This is a genomic window from Vibrio sp. MM46 (assembly GCF_027587135.1).
Taxonomy (GTDB): domain Bacteria; phylum Pseudomonadota; class Gammaproteobacteria; order Enterobacterales; family Vibrionaceae; genus Vibrio; species Vibrio harveyi.
The window spans coordinates 70,405-87,595 of sequence record NZ_JAPPTO010000022.1 but is presented as its reverse complement, the minus strand read 5'-3'; the positions used below and the strand labels follow the sequence as shown (position 1 = coordinate 87,595).

The 17,191-nt window shown below is 45.7% G+C and carries 12 protein-coding genes; 6 read left to right on the top strand and 6 right to left on the bottom strand.

All coding sequences use genetic code 11. From position 1 onward, the window contains the following. Nucleotides 1-89 precede the first annotated feature (89 nt). On the bottom strand, nt 90-1,310 hold the full coding sequence (locus tag OH459_RS21375; protein ID WP_269988635.1) for an ROK family transcriptional regulator: 1,221 nt from the start codon (nt 1,308-1,310) through the stop codon (nt 90-92). A 150-nt stretch (nt 1,311-1,460) separates the two neighbouring features. Between OH459_RS21375 and OH459_RS21370 the strand changes: the two genes are divergently transcribed. Then, nucleotides 1,461-2,333 (top strand): aldose 1-epimerase, encoded by an 873-nt coding sequence (locus tag OH459_RS21370; protein ID WP_269988633.1) that lies wholly within the window; start codon nt 1,461-1,463, stop codon nt 2,331-2,333. Nucleotides 2,334-2,436: 103 nt separating this feature from the next. Here OH459_RS21370 and OH459_RS21365 read toward each other — a convergent pair whose 3' ends face one another. The 5 genes from OH459_RS21365 to OH459_RS21345 are packed head-to-tail and all read right to left on the bottom strand — an operon-like array spanning nt 2,437 to nt 9,658. Further along, on the bottom strand, nt 2,437-3,639 hold the full coding sequence (locus tag OH459_RS21365; RefSeq protein WP_110415873.1) for a type III PLP-dependent enzyme: 1,203 nt from the start codon (nt 3,637-3,639) through the stop codon (nt 2,437-2,439). Continuing rightward, nucleotides 3,632-5,458, bottom strand: coding sequence for an IucA/IucC family protein (locus OH459_RS21360; RefSeq protein WP_269988630.1), 1,827 nt, complete (start codon nt 5,456-5,458; stop codon nt 3,632-3,634). The genes OH459_RS21365 and OH459_RS21360 overlap by 8 nt, the downstream gene beginning before the upstream one ends. Next, complete coding sequence (locus tag OH459_RS21355) at nt 5,430-6,629, bottom strand: MFS transporter (protein WP_269988628.1); 1,200 nt, start codon at nt 6,627-6,629, stop codon at nt 5,430-5,432. The genes OH459_RS21360 and OH459_RS21355 overlap by 29 nt, the downstream gene beginning before the upstream one ends. A gap of 6 nt (nt 6,630-6,635) precedes the next feature. After that, entirely contained in the window at nt 6,636-8,447 is a 1,812-nt protein-coding gene (locus OH459_RS21350; protein ID WP_269988626.1) for an IucA/IucC family protein, read from the bottom strand. Next, nucleotides 8,444-9,658 carry an ATP-grasp domain-containing protein gene (locus OH459_RS21345; RefSeq protein WP_269988624.1) on the bottom strand — a complete coding sequence of 405 codons (1,215 nt, stop codon included), beginning with the start codon at nt 9,656-9,658 and terminating at the stop codon, nt 8,444-8,446. Before OH459_RS21345 ends, OH459_RS21350 begins: the two co-directional genes overlap by 4 nt. Before the next feature lie 241 nt (nt 9,659-9,899). Between OH459_RS21345 and OH459_RS21340 the strand changes: the two genes are divergently transcribed. From OH459_RS21340 to OH459_RS21320, 5 genes are all read left to right on the top strand, one after another. Next, the gene (locus OH459_RS21340; protein ID WP_061066351.1) at nt 9,900-11,936 is read left to right on the top strand and encodes a TonB-dependent receptor; all 2,037 of its coding nucleotides are present in this window, start codon (nt 9,900-9,902) and stop codon (nt 11,934-11,936) included. A gap of 121 nt (nt 11,937-12,057) precedes the next feature. Then, nucleotides 12,058-14,178, top strand: coding sequence for a TonB-dependent receptor family protein (locus OH459_RS21335; protein WP_269988620.1), 2,121 nt, complete (start codon nt 12,058-12,060; stop codon nt 14,176-14,178). A gap of 86 nt (nt 14,179-14,264) precedes the next feature. Further along, nucleotides 14,265-15,188, top strand: coding sequence for a Fe(3+) dicitrate ABC transporter substrate-binding protein (locus tag OH459_RS21330; protein ID WP_269988618.1), 924 nt, complete (start codon nt 14,265-14,267; stop codon nt 15,186-15,188). Between the two features lie 56 nt (nt 15,189-15,244). Beyond that, complete coding sequence (locus tag OH459_RS21325) at nt 15,245-16,219, top strand: FecCD family ABC transporter permease (RefSeq protein ID WP_269988651.1); 975 nt, start codon at nt 15,245-15,247, stop codon at nt 16,217-16,219. Next, on the top strand, nt 16,219-17,190 hold the full coding sequence (locus tag OH459_RS21320) for a FecCD family ABC transporter permease (protein WP_269988616.1): 972 nt from the start codon (nt 16,219-16,221) through the stop codon (nt 17,188-17,190). Before OH459_RS21325 ends, OH459_RS21320 begins: the two co-directional genes overlap by 1 nt. Nucleotide 17,191 lies beyond the last annotated feature (1 nt).

The following is a 17,191-nucleotide window of genomic DNA, read 5'->3' as shown; positions in this document are numbered from 1 at the left end:
CACTCAGTGCTCTCTATTGAGTGAAAATAACAGAGTAAGCTTCAAGAAGGTCGCTATTAAGGTGACCTTCTTTGCGCTTAAATTGGGAGTTACGTATAGAGGTTATCTAACTCTTGCTCAACCCATAGGTAGCTCATCCCGACTATTCGCTCAATTTGCGTTAAATGCCCGAACGAGACTACGGTGAGATCTTGTTTACGAGCATTCTCGTCTTCGAATGGATTAATGAGTGTTTGTTGTGTGATTGTCTTTAACCAACATTCACCTAGAGCACAAGTGTTTCCATACAAGATGATTTTGTTGATGTTGAGTGTGATAAGAAAGTTATAGAGAGATTGTCCAAGAATTGTGGCTGCGTGCATTGCAACTCCCTGTGCAATTGGGTCGTCGTTTTGATACAGCTTAACAAAATCATCGAATACAAAGTCATCGATATGCACAAGCTTGGATGCGTTTTCCTGACGGGAAAGGTATTGCTTACAAAGCGCTGTGGAACTGGCTTCCGTCTCTAAGCAACCTTCTCGACCACAGCCACAAATGATGCCGTTATTCGCGACTTTAATGTGACCAATCTGCCCACTGCCAAACATCTTTCCTCGGTATATGTCATTGTGGATCAAGAAAGAAGAACCGATACCGTAATCAACGTTGAGTACGCAAAAATCTTCACCGTGATGCCCGTCTAACCACTTTTCAGCTAAGGCTAGCATGACGCAATCATTGTCGACTAGGACCTCAACGAGCAAGCGTTGCTCAAGAAGATATTTTAGCTCGATAGGTTGTGTCCAAGGAGCTTGCGGCATTCGCATGGAAGATCCTACATGAGTATCCACTTGCCCGTGTACGGCAATAGAGAGTCGATAACTGGTATTTGGCTTGGACTGACGGCAAGCAACAATAGCCGTCACGATATCCTCAATTAGTTCGTCAGGTGTTTGTGGGGTAATAGCTTGATCAATAAAGTCCGAAGAGGGCGTCATTTCATTATCGACCATTACCGCTTGGATACGGGTAGGAGAAACACTCATGCACACGGTGTAAGGGCGATCACTTGATACTTTGTACAAGCCGCCAAAGTTACCCTTTGTTGCTTTGGATACACTGAAGTTTTCTACTCGACCTTGCTCAACTAAAGCATCAACAATCTTACTAATAGCAGGAATGCTAAGTTGCGTTTCACGAGCTAACTCTGATTTGGTCATGCCTTTGCTTTTATACAGCAATGCCATCACAAGGCGACAGTTGTAGTGTCGAACTTTTTGATTATTCAACCCCTTATGGGCGCCAGATTGAAATGGTTTGTTAGGCATTGTTCGAACATGGCTCTTGGATGATTTAATGTAGAAGGCGCTAACTAAATTCTGTTTAGTTATCTATGTGACTTTGTTATCAGTTGTTGAATATCTAACTGCATAAAGTAGTTATAAACAAACATATCATAATGAAGTGAAGGTTTATCGATGGCTACTCACACTCTGAATAATGGCAAGTTGAAGTTGGTCGTGAATGAGACTGGAGGGTGCGTTGATTCATTTCAGTATATTAACGGATTCACCTTTGATGTGTTGAGAGCCAGAGTCAATACTTCCAACGGCTTTGCCGGAGATTCAAGTATGTTTCCCATGCTGCCAATGGCGAATCGTATTCGCGGAAATCAATTTGTTTGGCGTGGGCATAAAGTCGTGCTGCCGGTTAGTCGTGCCATCGATGATATGTTTTTCTTGCATGGAAATGGATGGATTTCTGATTGGGGATTACTGACCAAAAACGCAGGTGATGACTTTTTGGAATTAGAGTTAACGTCAAGTATCGACGGCGTATGTGAATACCATGCCAAACAGTCTTATCAACTGTGTGATGACACCCTTATTGTTACCATGGTTCTGACCAACCTTGGGGATGATGCTTTTCCTTTCGGGGCTGGCTTCCATCCATTTTTCTCAGTTCAGCAAGATACACTTGTAGAGTTCCGGGCGATAGGTTTTTGGTTTGAAGATAAGCAGAATCTTCCTGAGCGTTTCGTTAGGCATATACCTTCAGATTACAACTTCAATAGCAAAAAAACAGTGCCCGATTTATGGATCAATAATGGATATCAGATGAGTGATAGCGGAGTTAGGGCGATGCTAAGGCACAAAAATGGCGTGTCGGTATTAGTGTCGAGCCCTTGCCGTTACCTGCAAGTTTATAAGCCCTCGGGTGAAAGCAACTTCCTTTGCCTTGAGCCTCAAAGTCATTATGTTGATGCGCATAACTTTGGTTGTGAAAGCCTGAGCGTTTTATCGCCGCAAGAAAGTATGCAAATCAGTATGTGTATACGAGTTGTGACATGAACTTGATGAGAAATGTGCCATAAAAAATTGGTATGAAAGCCCCTAGCGATAGGGGCTTATTCTGTGGAACCATTTATTCTGCGGAACTATTGGATAGCGAGTGTTAGAAATAGTGGAATAGTGGAGGTTCGTGCATTAAAAAGTTTTGATGAGAGATGTTCCAAGCATAGGCGCCAGCAAGCGTGAACACGACATAATCTCCAATATCGAGGTGAGTGATGTTTTGATTTCTAGCAAGAACGTCTTTTGGCGTACAAAGTTGACCGACGAATGTCGCGTGTGAGTGCGTAATCGGCTGTGATATGACTTTGGGTTTATTACTCGCTAAAATCGCAAATGGATGATCGTGACTTTGTGCCGCAGGGGTGCGGAAGTGATGTGTACCACCACGCGCAATGACAAAGTTCTCGCCCAAGTTTTGCTTGATGTCTAACACTTCCATAACGTAATAGCCGCATGGTGCAGAGATGTAACGTCCGCATTCAAATCGCAGTTTCCAATCTTGAACTTGTTCTTTCGCGATCAAAAACTCTAACTTGTCGCAAAACTCAATCCAAGGGAAGTGCTGCTCATTATTTTGGTAGTTAATGCCCATGCCCCCGCCAAGGTTGATCATTACTTCATCCAGCTCAAATTGTGTTTGCCAAGCTTTAACGACTTGGAAGTAACGTTGCATTAATGCTAGGTGACGATCTACCTCGAGTTGATGAGACATTAAATGGAAGTGGAAACCTTTTAGGTGCACGTTTGGAAAATCACGCAGCAGAGTGAGGGCGTTACTTAACTCGCTTTCATCCAATCCAAAAGGCGTTGGTTTCCCACCCATGGCGAGTTTGCTTAAAGTGATATCGCCAATATCGATGTTCATTCGTAGAAAAATCGAGGCAGAACGGTTCAGCTTTTCTGTTAATCCACCAATTCGATGCAATTCAGTGAGACTCTCGACATGAATAGCATCTACGTTGAGCTCAATCGCTTGCTCAAGTTCGCTTGGCATTTTGCCCGGACCACCGAAGATCAAGGGCATATTGAGTTGCTGTTCGTGTAGATGAGTAAGCTCTCCGCCGGATGCAGCTTCGAAACCGTCGACATAAGGCGCGAGTGTTTTCAAGATTGGCTCTGATGGGTTGGCTTTTGCGGCATAAAACAGCTCTACATTTTTGGGTAGAACGTGTTTCATCTGTTTAATGTGTTGCTCCAGCGCCTTTAGGTCATAAAGGTAGGCACATAGTGGCTGCATGTGTTGCTCTGCCAATTGCAAAACTTCTTGTTGGACGTGCAACGGAAGCTGTGAAGAATTAAGCATGAATGGCTCCTTGGTGATTCGCCCATGGCACTGGAACTTGGGTGTAGTTGGATTCTTTATCCGCTCTTTGCATTAAGCGTGTAGTAAAGTTGTTTTTGCTCGGGAAACTGCCGCCGTTTATTAAGGATTCAAGCTCAGGTTGTTTGCCATTGACGGATTGCCAGCGAACAATTGCGCTTTTAACCGAGTTCCAAAGCGTTTTCTCAAGCGTTTGGTCTCCTTCCGCAATAAAGAAAATGGCTTCACTGATGTTGTTGATGAAGGTACAGTAACCAATACGATTCCAACCTTGCTCCCGGCTGTAATAAACCGATTGGCGAGCGCGTTCAGAAAGCTGGTTCAATGACTCCGGTGACCAGAATTCTGGAAGCAATTTGGTGCCTTCTAGATCGCGTATCCACACGCAGCAAGGCATGCCTTTTTCAAACCCAATGAGTGTGTTTTGCAAATGAGGCTCAAATGCGACGCCATGTTTAAAGTAGTAGTTGAATACGCCGGGAATTAAGCAGTGTAAGTAGCGCTCAAACCATAAAGTCGCGATGTCGTGGTACGTTGTTTCTGATGCTTGTGCTTTGGTTTCTAATTGAGCAGCGATACAGCTGTCGCCATTGCGATCATAGGCAAATAGTGCTCCCGCTAACGTTGGTTCTAGTACATCAATTTCACACAAGGATAGGTTTTCTCGATATAGGATACCAAACGACTCTCGGGCTTTCGTCAGATCTTCTTTTTGCTCGGAATCAATCGATTCCAAGTTGATGGTGGTGGCAAAAGGTTCTGTCATCACTTTGAAAACCGGATTCTGTAATTGCTCACTTTCTTTTATCGGATGCAAAATCGAGCTCAGTTGCACCGCACTATCGAGTTCATACCATGCGTTTTTACGGACACAATTGGTCAAGCGGACGTTAATCGAGAACTTGGCGAACCATTCTGTTTCAGGGTGGTACATGGTACGCACCGATGATGTCGGCAGCATTTTTTCTCCGCCTAGCCCTAATGGCGTCATTTTGCCTTGTTCAATCGCTCGTTGAACTAATGGGTTTTGCAAGATCGTGTAGCTCTCCCATGGATGGCAAGGGTAGAGGGTGGCGTCTCCAGAGTGCGGCTTTTCTGGTGCCAATTGCTCAATCATCGACTTAGGAGTATGACGTTCATCCGAGCGAAGCACATCGAGCAATGTATTATCCACTTCAAACCAATATAGCGGGACGCTGGCTCCCACTTCTGGTGAGCATGCTAATAGATCATCCATACTCACGCCGGAACGGCTTTTTGGCGTTGGGTGGAAGGAGTGCCCCCAAAGCAATGACTGCTCTGAAGCGATAAAAGCATTGTGCTGTTGAGGTCTTGCGTTTGCGTTTAGAAATTGCTCCGTTACCAGCAGGCTGTTTTCCATTTGAGCCACAAGCTCGTTGTTGAATGGAATCGTTAACACTTGTTTTAGATAGTTCAGTAACAGTGTCAGTGTTTGGATTGCATCTAATTTATGCCATCCAGAGCCCGGCATTTTGCTCCAGGGCATATCAATCAGTTTGACTTTACCAAGCTGACTCACGTACTCAGCAGGCAACAACAAAACACCGTTTTGATGGGGAAGATGGATGCCCACGCGCTGTTGTTGTGAATAGTTACGCTTCAATGTTTGTGGTAAAGATGTTGAACGGTACTGCCATTCAACTTGCTTGTTAGGGATCGCGTATTCGCGTAGATAGCAGTTGACGACGCCCGTTATGGTGTTGAGCTGAGCTTTTCTATTGTTGAGTTGTGCTTGGCTTTTCGCAAGCGTTTCACTTGGAGACAATGGTGTTTGTAACATGTTGATGCCCAAATTTTGAATGGATGATCAGTGCGATAAGAGTCAAAGCACTGACCAACGCAGAAAGGAGAAAAGGAACGTCGAGCGAATAGAAGCGGATAATAGAAGATGCGCTAAGACCTGCGGCAACTCCGCCCCATTTAGACATTGCATCAAAGCGAGAAAACACTTTGCCGCATTGTTGCCTATTAAGTCGGGTTGCAAGCGCTTGATGTAAACCTTGGTAACAGCAAACCATGCCACAGCCAAACACGATGCGAGCTACGATCACTAAGACTTCATGTTGAACGAGGTGCATGAGGCAACTGAGGGAGAGTAAGGCAAACCCCAACCAAAGTGTACGTTGCTGCTGGTGGCGGTTGATCTTCTCTGAAAGTGCATGAATCTTGGTTGCAAACACAAGATAAACACCATGCGGAAGCGCATACAAGACGCCGATCCATGCCGGATTCACGTTGCCGTATTGCTCAACATAAGGCGAGAAGTACGGGAAGGTCACTACCATAGCGAAAGCAAAGCTAAACTGAGCGCCAAACACCCAATATAGAGCACGTAACGAGCAGTCCGACATAACATCAGATTTGTCTACAAGAGCGTCCGATTGGGGGGAAGGTGTTTCGGTTTGATCGACGGGTAGGGTAAGCGTGATCGCAAATGCCACAAGTGGCAATACGGCTAACCACAGGTATGCATTCAGCGGGTTGGATTCCGATAACGTCCATCCTAGCCCAATGGGTGCCACTATCAGAGCCAAACGAGCAGATAGTTGGGTTTTATTGAGCGTTTTACTCAGCGCTTTCGCATCTTCTATTTGGCTTGAAAGGTAGCTATTAGACGCTGCCATTGTTCCGCCAAACGTTCCTTGAATAATGAGACCAAACACAAACATGGGTAGCGTTGTTGCTAAGCCACACAGCATAAACCCCGCGGCGAGACCAACTTGAGCGCGCAGTAGAGAACGGCGTCTGCCGTATTGGTCGGCAAACTGCCCCCAAAAACGAGCGGCCATAGCAGTGCAGAAGGTAGGGAGAATGAACAAAACACCTGCCCAGTCTGCATTTATGTGGGCTCCCAAAGTGGGTAACACCGTCGGTAAGAACAACGGCATGCCTAACGCAGCAAATGCAGCGATAAAATGGCAAAGCAGTACGCTGTAGATGAGTTTGGTCATGATTAATTAGCTCACGCTCTGTTTAATGGCAGTGAGATAAGCATGTTGAGCGTCTTCGCTGGTTAACAACAAGAAGTTGGGCGCGGATAACCCATAATATTTGTTGATATCGCTTGCACCTGATGCTTCTTTGGAAAGTAGGCTCCCTGAGCTCAACAAATATTTGGCGTACAAATCTGGGGAATCAAACAAGAGTTCGCGTGCCAATTTTGTTTCGTGACCTTGTGCGCCTAAGTTGTCGATATAATAAGTGAGGCTTCGTGCGACTACTGCGTACAAAGAGGCGCTTGAAGCAATCCCTTTCGCTGCCATTGCCTCTACAATCGCGGCAATATCCAGTTGTAGCGTAATCGTGGTAAACATCTGACCCAACGCGAGTTCATTATCGACCTTAATTCGTTGATCCAGTAGTTGATCGCACTGAACAGGGGAATGCTGTTCAAACGCTTTGAAACGATTTGACCAGATACGAGCGGCGTCATTGTCCTTCATAGCTAACGTCATTTTGCCTTCTTTATTGAATGCAATGATGGCGTTTTGCTGATTGGATTCCAAAGCAATGCCATAACGCAACCAAAGAGTCAGATGCACTTTACATAACAGATCAACGTAGTCGGTAAACCAAGCCAATGTATCTTGCTGGTAGTATTGTTCAGCGAGATGCTCAAGGAATAAGCGACCATCAGGCATTGGACTGGCAAGGGCTGCAACAGGCACTAATGCTTGGTCTTCGCAGTGGTGAACAGGGTATTCGCGCACAATGTAAGCGAACGTTTTATCATCGCCAACGTGCCCACCATGCTTTTCGTTACAGTGGAAAAGCGTGCCACTTAGCTCACTATCACTTTGCTCTAAATGCGTTAACAAACGCTCAAACCAATGACCGTCATACAGTGTCGATGGTTTAATAAGACGAATGTTCTTAGTTCCTAACGAACGCATAATAAGTGGCACTTTTATATGAACATTCGGTGTTTGGTTCACTACCACAGTGCGCACCGATAAGGTTGGTGTCACCTCGAGAAAAGCGAGTGGCGCTTCAATCACGCCTTCAGGTAGTGACTCTAAACTGCGTAAAGTCAATGGATGAGCAGGGAACAAGTCATGACTCAGTGAAAAGTCGGCAGGCAATCCAACTTGCTCCATTGTCGGCCAGCACTCAGGAGGCGCAGAGGTTAAGGTCACTAGTGATTTATCAATGGCTAACCAACGCAAAGTAAAACTCTTGGCAAACTCCGGTGCATATTGCGCTAAGTCATTATCACTCAGTCCAAATTTTGCTCGAGCTGTCGGATAGTATGGATGATCCAAATATGAAGCGATTTGGTCTGCTTGTAACAGTTTACGTTCCCAACCATTGAGTTCCGATATTGGCTGCATCAATGCTGCTGAGTTTTGCTCGAATGCTTTGTCACATAAGCCTTTATGCTTTTCCGCACATTCGAGTTCTTGTAGATATCCATCGAGTAACGAATGAGAGCTTTCGTGAGCACAAGCTTTTAATACTTCAATCCAATCGCGGTAATGTTGCTGTGATTCAACGGTTCCATTTTTCTCTACAAACCAGCAGGTTGGCGCATGGTGGTTAGTCACGCCGTAGACCCATCGCTGCATGTAATAAAAAGGCGTAACAGGTAAGTAAAGATTTAAATCTTGTGTTGAGAAGGCGAGCCAAGTTTGGTCTGCGCCATAAGCATTGATGTTCAATTTGTTGGGTAAAGCATTAATGAAAGCGCCTTGAGAAACTAAACCAAATAAATCTTCGCGTAGACACGTATCGATTAAACGCTGGGTGAGATATAAAACGTTGTCGTTCATGCCGTTACCTCTTCGACTGGCACAAGGTTGAAAGTGGCGAGAGCCTGTTTGAGTGAAGGCTGCAATGACTGTCCGGATGGTGAGCTAATGGAAATCCTGGCTAGGTAGTCTTTGTTTGAATAGCTTTGTTGGATGTGCTCTCCAGCGGGCTTAAGAATCTGTTGTTGCGTAACAATATCGCCTTCTTGATGAATGAAAGATGTTGATGTACCTGCTATGGTTCCGCTCGTGTCGGCGACAACATAGTGCACTTGAGCGCTACCTTGGATAGTGAAGTCCAGTTCAAGTTTGTCGCCAAGATGCAGTTTTAAAATGGTGCTAAACCACTGATGATGGCTCAGGTTATTAAGTAGAAACTCGCGTCCATCTCCGATACTGCGATAATTGACCTCCACCAACACGGGACCGGAATCGGTGATAATAAATTCGCTATGGCACACGCCGAATCCGACACCAAAGACTTTCAACTGGCGGAGGCATTCGTCACGAAATTGGACGCTGTGAGTACCATTCCAACACGCCGCCATCTCGATAAAGTGCGGTGGGGCAGACAGTTCGACATCAAACCCACCAACGGCGAGTAAGTTATCGCCATCCCCTAATGTTTCTATTGTGATAAGCGGGCCCTGCAAAAACTCTTCAACCAAGACAGGAGTGGTTGGGTGTTTTTGCCAGAATGCATCGCAATAATCCCCAAGTGCGGCATCGGTGTCGCAGCGTTGAACATCCAAACTTGCAACGCCTTCCTTTGGCTTTGCGACGACAGGGAAATTGAGTGTCTTGCGAGGCGATGAGTCACCTTGATGCAGCAAGATACTTGGTGTGCTTGGCAATGATTTGTCATTGAGGACTTGGCGAGTTAGGTGCTTGTTCTTAGCTTTTAGCGTCACAGTCCAGTCTTTAGCCGGCAAGTTAAAGAATTGAGCACAGATAGCCGTTGAGGTTTGCAAGTGATCGCTGTTACTAAAAATAGCGCTAGGGTGTAATTCGTGCTCCGTGATGACCTCGATGAGTTCAAGTGGATTGAAAACATCACATTCTAGAATGTCATCGGGGTTGAACTGGTTATCTTCACTGGCCAACTTGAGATGGTTGAGCTTATGGTCAGTGATCAACACGACGTGAAGACCCATCGCTTTTGCTGCAGGTACGAAGCCGTGGGTGACTGCATCATTAACGACATGACTCACGATGATCATCGTTGATTTCATGGGACTTTCCTAATTTTTCTAACGTTGTTACTGCGTGCTCACAGCCGGCTTCCAATGCGTCTCTTTCGCGGTATTTTAGGGAAAGGTTTTATTATTATTCTGATTTTATTGATTATTTTGTTATTTCCCCAGTTACATGGGGCAAACAAATATAGATCATAATTTTTATATTGCAAACACAAATGATATTGGTTTACATTCGCACCTGTTGGCAATTTTATAAACTAACGGAATTAAAAAAATGGAAATGAAGTTGACCTTGTCCCCATTAGCGTTAGCTATAGGTGGAACGTTAACTGCAGTGGCAGTCGTGCCGAGTGTATCGGCATCAGAAAACGTTGAAGCGAATGAAACCGTACAAGTTGTTGGTCATAGGTACGAAGGTTACGCCGAGCACATGCCACAGTCAGGCACCAAAACGGACGTTGAATGGTTAGACGTTCCGCAAGCGGTATCGGTTGTGACTAAGACTGAAATGCAAGATCGCGGAGCAGTGCGCTTAGTTGATGCGCTAGATGGTGTCGCTGGTGTGAACAATACCTTAGGCGAGGGTAGCCGAGATCAGTTTGTGATTCGTGGATTCGACGCCCTTAATGATATGTATCGTGATGGAATGAGAGATGACGGTACATTGCAGTCCTACCGTAGTCTGGCAAACATTGAACGTGTCGAGGTGGTAAAAGGACCTGCTGGTGCGCTGTATGGCAGAGGCTCGGCGGGTGGCATCATTAATTTGGTGACCAAACGTGCTAATGGTGACAATTTCACGAATGTGAATGGCAGTGTTGGCAGTAACAATCAATTTGTTGGTCAGATTGATAGTTCTATGGCATTTAGCGACAAGGTCAATGGTCGTATTAACTTAGAGTATCGCCAAGCAGACTCTTACGTAAACCATATCGATTCTAATGATTTCTTTATTGCACCGACGATTCGCGTATTGCCTGCTGATGGGCATACCATTGATTTTGATGTTGAATATGCCCATCAAGAGCTAGTTCCTTACCGAGGTGTGCCATCAAAAAACGGCAAGCCAGTTGACGTTTCAGAAAGCACGTTCTTTGGTGGAACCAATGACTACCAAGAATCGGACAGCCTTCGTATTGCAGTTAATTATGAATGGCGTTTAAACGATGAATGGGCTTGGACAAACCGTGCTTCATACAACCGCATTGAACTGGAACAAAAGGGCACTCGTCAAGGTGCTGTTGTGGGTGATGAAGTTTCTCAAACGGTGAACAATTTTGGCTACGACCCTCGCACAACAACGACTCTGCAATCTGAGTTAGTTTGGGAGACAGAATCCAACCAAATGATGATTGGCGCAGACTATAACCAGATCAATATTGATTTGACTTTAGCCAGTGACAAGACGCTGCCTCCAAAAAATATTTACAACCCTACAGTAGGACCAACGCCAAACCCTGGCTTTAAACCTTTCCGTGATAACACGACCACAACAGCGGGCATCTACATTCAAGATGTTTACACGTTTGGTGATCTTTCTGTGATTGGTAACGTGCGTTATGACTCAATGGATCTTGAGCAGCAAAAAGCCGGGGCAGCGAAAGAAGATCTCGACGATAACAAAGTCAGCTACCGTGCTGGTTTGGTCTACCGAATTAACTATGACATGTCTGTGTATGCGAGTTTAGCGCGTTCATGGCAGTTACCTTACTCTGGTATTTACATCAATCCAAAACTGGCTGAATTTTTCCATACCGACCTGAAAGAAGTTGGCGCAAAAGCCTATCTATTAGACAACGCTCTAATGCTGAACGCTGCTGTGTTCCAAATCGACCAAGAACAACCGCAAACCAATATCGATGGTGATGTGATCAATAAGATTGAAGCTCGCCATCAGGGTATCGAATTGGAAGCGCGCGGTCAGATCACGCAGCAATGGGATATCTCAGTTGGTTATAGCTACCTTGATGCGGAAGACAAAGACACGGGTAAAAAACCAAATGACGTGTCTGACCATCTGTTCTCATTGTGGAGCACGTATCAGCTTGATGACAACTGGCGTTTAGGCGGTGGTGTTAAGTACGTAGGTGACCGCTACGCTGGTAACGATGAAGCTGTAGCACTGGGTGATTACACTACAGTGGATTTGATGGCTGCCTACACAACAGGCCGTCACAAAATCCAAGCAAACGCTTACAACGTGTTTGATGAGAAATACATCCTAGGTGCCACCAATGGCAAGTCTGGATTGAACCAGATTGGTTACGGTGCGCCAGCAGAATTCATGCTCAGCTATGGATACCGATTCTAATTATTTTCGAATTCTCGCTACTGGTTAGCGAGCTTTCTTGCCTCATTTTGAGGATTGATAGCCCATAGGGTCAAAGCCGCTTTTTTCTCTTTGACCCTTACTTCTCTTAAAGGAGACCCCCATGCTTTACCAAAATATGGATGGTAACCCCCAAGCTAAGCTGCGTTTAAGCGTGCTTGCGACCGCGATTGCTTCTGTCACCTCCATGAATGCACTTGCTGCCTCTGAACCTCAAACCACTACGATGGAGACGGTTGTTGTCACTGCGAGTGTTATCGGCAATTCAGCAATAGAAGATGTAAAAGAATACCCAGGAGCACGTACGGTCCTGACGAGTGGGCAAATCGAAAAGACGGCTGCTCATTCAATCGATTCAGCGCTGCAAAGTGTACCTGGTATTAAGGTGCAAGATGAAACTGGCACCGGTGTACTGCCTAACATTTCGGTTCGAGGCTTAAAAGCAAGTCGCAGTGGTCATGCTCAGTTTTTGATGGATGGTGTCCCTCTTACGCTGGCGCCATATGGTCACACCGGACAATCCATTTTCCCAGCAACGTTATCCATGATTGATCGCATCGATATTGTACGTGGTGGTGCGGCTGTTCAATATGGTCCAAACAACGTGGGTGGTGTCATTAACTTGGTGACTAAACCGATTCCAAACACTTGGCAGACTGAAATAAGTAACCGCTTAACTGTGTTTGAAGGCGGCGATACGCCACTGAACGACTTCTATTTAAGAACGGGCGGGTGGTTAACGGATACGTTTGCAATTCAATTAGAAGGTAACTTTTTAAAAGGCGAAAGCTTCAGAGAACATTCTGATACAGACGTAAAAAACTTCCAAGTTAAAGCAAACTGGTTATTGAGCGACACTCAAGAGTTGCAAGCATTCATTCAAAGGTATGATGCGGACACACAAATGCCCGGTGCCTTGTCGCCAGACGATTATAAAAAAGATCGCAACCAATCTAAGCGTCCTTACGATGAATATCAGGGGAAATCAACGCGTTGGAGTTTGAAATACATTCAAGACTTAAACATTGCGGACAGTGCAGAGCTGCAAGTTCAAGCCTTTGGTCATAACTCTGAGCGTTTCTTCCAGTGGGGCTTTAATGGCGCAGGTGGTCACTGGGCAGATCCAGCTTTGCCTTCAACTGACGTGCGTACTTCTCCACGAGAGTTCAAAGTATATGGAGTAGAACCTAAGCTCGCGATGCACTTTGGCGAAGGCAGTGCGGTGACGCAAAACTGGATCGTTGGTGCTCGCTATGTAAATGAAGACATCGACTACAAGCTGACTCAAACTCCAATTGCTGGCGGTGCGACGAAAGTACCTCGTGATTGGCATTTGGATACCGATGCATTTGCTGGCTATATTAGCAATGAAGTAGGTCTGTTTAATGATACGTTAAAAGTAACTCCGGGCATTCGCTACGAGTCTGTCGACATGACGTTTGATGACTTAGGAAAAGCACAGAGTACAGATAACAAAGTGACGGAATGGCTACCGGGTCTAACGGTCGCGTATAATCTGACTGAGCAATGGGTTGGTTATGCGAACGCTCAGAAATCGTTGCGCGCACCTCAAATTGCATACATTCGAGGTTTAGGTAAAGAGGGTAGTGAGCTTGCGTGGAACTACGAGTTGGGTGCTCGTTATACACATGATTCAACCAGCTTTAACGCTGCTTTGTACCGCATTGACTTTAAAGACCAACTACAATGGCAAAGTGCAACCCAAACCTTTGAAAACATTGGTAAGACGCTTCACCAAGGTATTGAGCTATCGGCTCGTTACGTTCCTGAATCCGTACAAGCACTTAGCCTAGGTGCAAGCTACAACTACTTAGACGCAACGTTAGAAGAAGAGGGCGCAAATAAGGGCAATCAACTTCCTTATACGTCAAAACATCAGCTTAGCTGGGATGCTACCTACGCGTTCTCAAAAGTAGATACAACACTATCTGGCTACTACTTCAGTGACGCATATTCTGACAACGCAAATACGAGTGACGAAGACGCGACAGGTGCGAAGGGTAAAGTACCGGCTTACATGGTTTGGAACTTCAACCTTGGTACTGATCTGTACAAGGATGACAAGGGTAAGCTACGTATGAATGTTGCCGTGAACAACTTGTTTGATGAGGACTACTATTTCCGAGGTATTGATACCAGCCCTGTTGGTCGATACTCGGCGCCGGGACGTTCTTACACTTTGGATCTGAATTACCAGTTCTAACTCGTTATTGTTTGATGTTAACACAATTCAAAGTCGCCAATTTACGTTGGCGACTTTCACGATCTTAGTGTTGGGGATATAAAAACATGGAAAACGAATCTCGGTTTCTATCGATGAACTTACGGCTTGCTACATTTCTCTTATTGTTCATAAGCGTTATGTCTTTTCCAAGTTCAGCAAAAACTCGTGTCGTACAAGATGAACAGGGGACATTTAAATTAGAAAGCACACCCAAACGCGTTGTCGTTTTGGAGTTTTCTTTTGTGGATGCGTTAGCAGCAGTTGGTGTGTCGCCCGTCGGTGTTGCAGATGACAACGATGCATCAAGAGTGATCACAGCAGTACGTGATTTAGTTCAGCCATGGCAATCTGTTGGTATGCGTTCTCAGCCGAGTTTAGAGGCTATCGCTGTGCTAAAACCGGATTTGATCATTGCGGATGCAGAGCGCCACCGCACGATCTATCAAGACCTCAATCGCATCGCACCCACGTTGTTGCTAAAAAGCCGTGGTGAAACGTATCATGAAAATCTAGAGTCTGCGCGTAAGATAGGAATCGCACTTAACAAGCAAAAAGCGATGAACAAGCGTATTCAATTGCATCAACAAACCATGGCTGAGTATAAGCGGCATTTTGCGCTTAAACAGACGGTACAGTTTGCGGTGGTGTCAGACAAAGGTATGTGGCTCCACAGTCCTAAATCCTATGCTGGTGGTGTTCTTAGCGAGCTAGGCATTACGAGCCCACTAGTGCAGGCTACGGAAAAGGCTTATCTGCCTGCGAGCTTTGAATTGCTATTAAAAACAAACCCGGATTGGTTGCTGATTGGTGCATACTCGCAACCAAACATCATTGATGAATGGAAAAAGAACCCGTTGTTCAAGTTGTTATCTTCGGCAAAAGCACAACATATTGTTGAAGTATCACCGGAGCTTTGGTCTCTTAATCGAGGCATGCTAGCAGCAGAGAAAATGGCGCAGAACTTAGAACAGATTTTGGGTTCGTCATGAACAAAGCAACGATATTGAAAGAAAGCCCTCATCAGCCTCATGTGCCATGGAAAGCGATGTTTGTTGTCGCTATTGTTTTGGCTTTGGTTCTGACAGGGTACGTAGCTTCAATGCTTGGCTGGTCAAACTTTTCACTCACACTCAATGATTTAATGGGGTATTGGTTTTCATTTGATGAAACCAACATGAGCCATCAAATCCTTGCTACGTTACGTGCTCCGAGAGCGTTTGCTGGGTTAACAATTGGAGCTTGCCTCGCTGTTGCTGGTTTATTGATGCAGGGTTTGACGCGCAACGCGTTGGCATCGCCCTCAATTTTAGGTATTAACGCTGGTGCAGCGTGTTTTATGGCTTTCGCTGCCATTGGCGTGCCGATAGTCAGCGATATCAACCCAATTCTTAATGCTGTACTTGGCGCACTACTTAGTGGCGTTTCTGTAATGATGCTTGGTGGTTTTTTTTCTATTCGCTCGCATCCTCTGCGTTTGGTTTTAGCAGGTATAGCAGTTAGCGCTCTACTGCTTGGTCTTACCCGAGCGGCGCTTATTCTTGCGGATGACATGGCTTACAGTGTATTGCATTGGCTGACGGGGTCTTTAGCAAGTGTGGACGAGGAACAATGGAACCAACTGTGGCCGCCAGCATTGACTGGATTGGTTCTCGCAATGGGGTTGGCTCGCAATCTCAATTTACTGGCTCTTGGAGAAGAAGTCGCGGTTGGATTAGGTAGCAACATCCAGATGACTCGGCTCGTTACGGGCATCACTATTGTTTTATTGGCGGGAACGTGCGTTGCCATTGCGGGGCCTATTGGCTTTGTTGGTCTTCTTGTTCCTCACTTAGTAAGACCAATAGTCGGTCATAACTATCATTTACTGATCCCATGCTCGGCACTGATCGGGGCAGCTCTGGTTGCTTGGTCTGATGCATTATCACGTGCCATCGCGTTTCCCACTGAAACACCGGTTGGCGTGCTTACCGCGTTGATTGGCACACCTTGTTTTATCCTTGTTGCGATGAGGAGGTCTTAATGCTTCATCAAACAAAACTGGCATTGTTGTTTGGGTTTGTTGCTTTGGCTGCTGTTGCGAGCTTATTAGTTGGAGCCGCTTCGCTTTCTGCTTCTCAAGTCATGACGCTCCTTGTTTCATTTTCAAACGACGACTTTGTTATTCATCAATACCGCTTTCCTCGCACTTTACTCGCAATTGGCGTTGGAGCTGGGCTCGGGTTATCAGGATTATTAGTTCAAGGTGTGATTAGAAATCCGCTAGCTTCTCCGGACTTGATGGGAATTAGCGCAGGAGCGGGGTTAGCGGCAACGGCAAGTTTGGTATGGTTTCCTAATACCTCACTCAGTTGGCTACCTTTGATTGCAATGGCAGGAGGTCTATTTGCAGCAGGTTTCATTGCGATGCTGGCTTGGCGTTCAAAACCTACACCTGCAAGATTAGCGTTAATTGGTATCGCCGTTAGTGCTTTTCTCGCTAGTGGTATCGACTTCTTGTTGGTCACGCATCCCATTGAAATCAACACTGCGATGGTTTGGTTAACAGGTAGCCTTTGGGGGCGAAACTGGCAGCAAGTGCCTTTCATTTGGGGGGCGCTCTTATTGCTGATACCGCTAGCGCTGTGGTTAGCATGGCGATTAGATGTCATGGGGTTGGGTGAAGAAAGCGCAACCACTTTAGGGGCGAAGCCAACGCAGATCCAAGTGGTTGCGTTGTTAGCAGCGGTGCTTCTAGCCAGTATCAGTGTATCTGTTGCCGGAACGATTAGCTTCGTCGGACTATTAGCGCCACATTTGGCCCGTTTGTTGTTTGGGCATAACCATAAATTGTTGATTCCAGGATCTGCATTGGTTGGCGCATTACTGGTTACTTGTGCTGATGCCTTGGCTCGTGGGCTTCAACCACCGATTGAATTACCTGCCGGTGTGCTTACGTCCGTTATCGGAGCGCCTTATTTTATTTTTCTTCTATATCGTTATCGAGGTTGGTAAT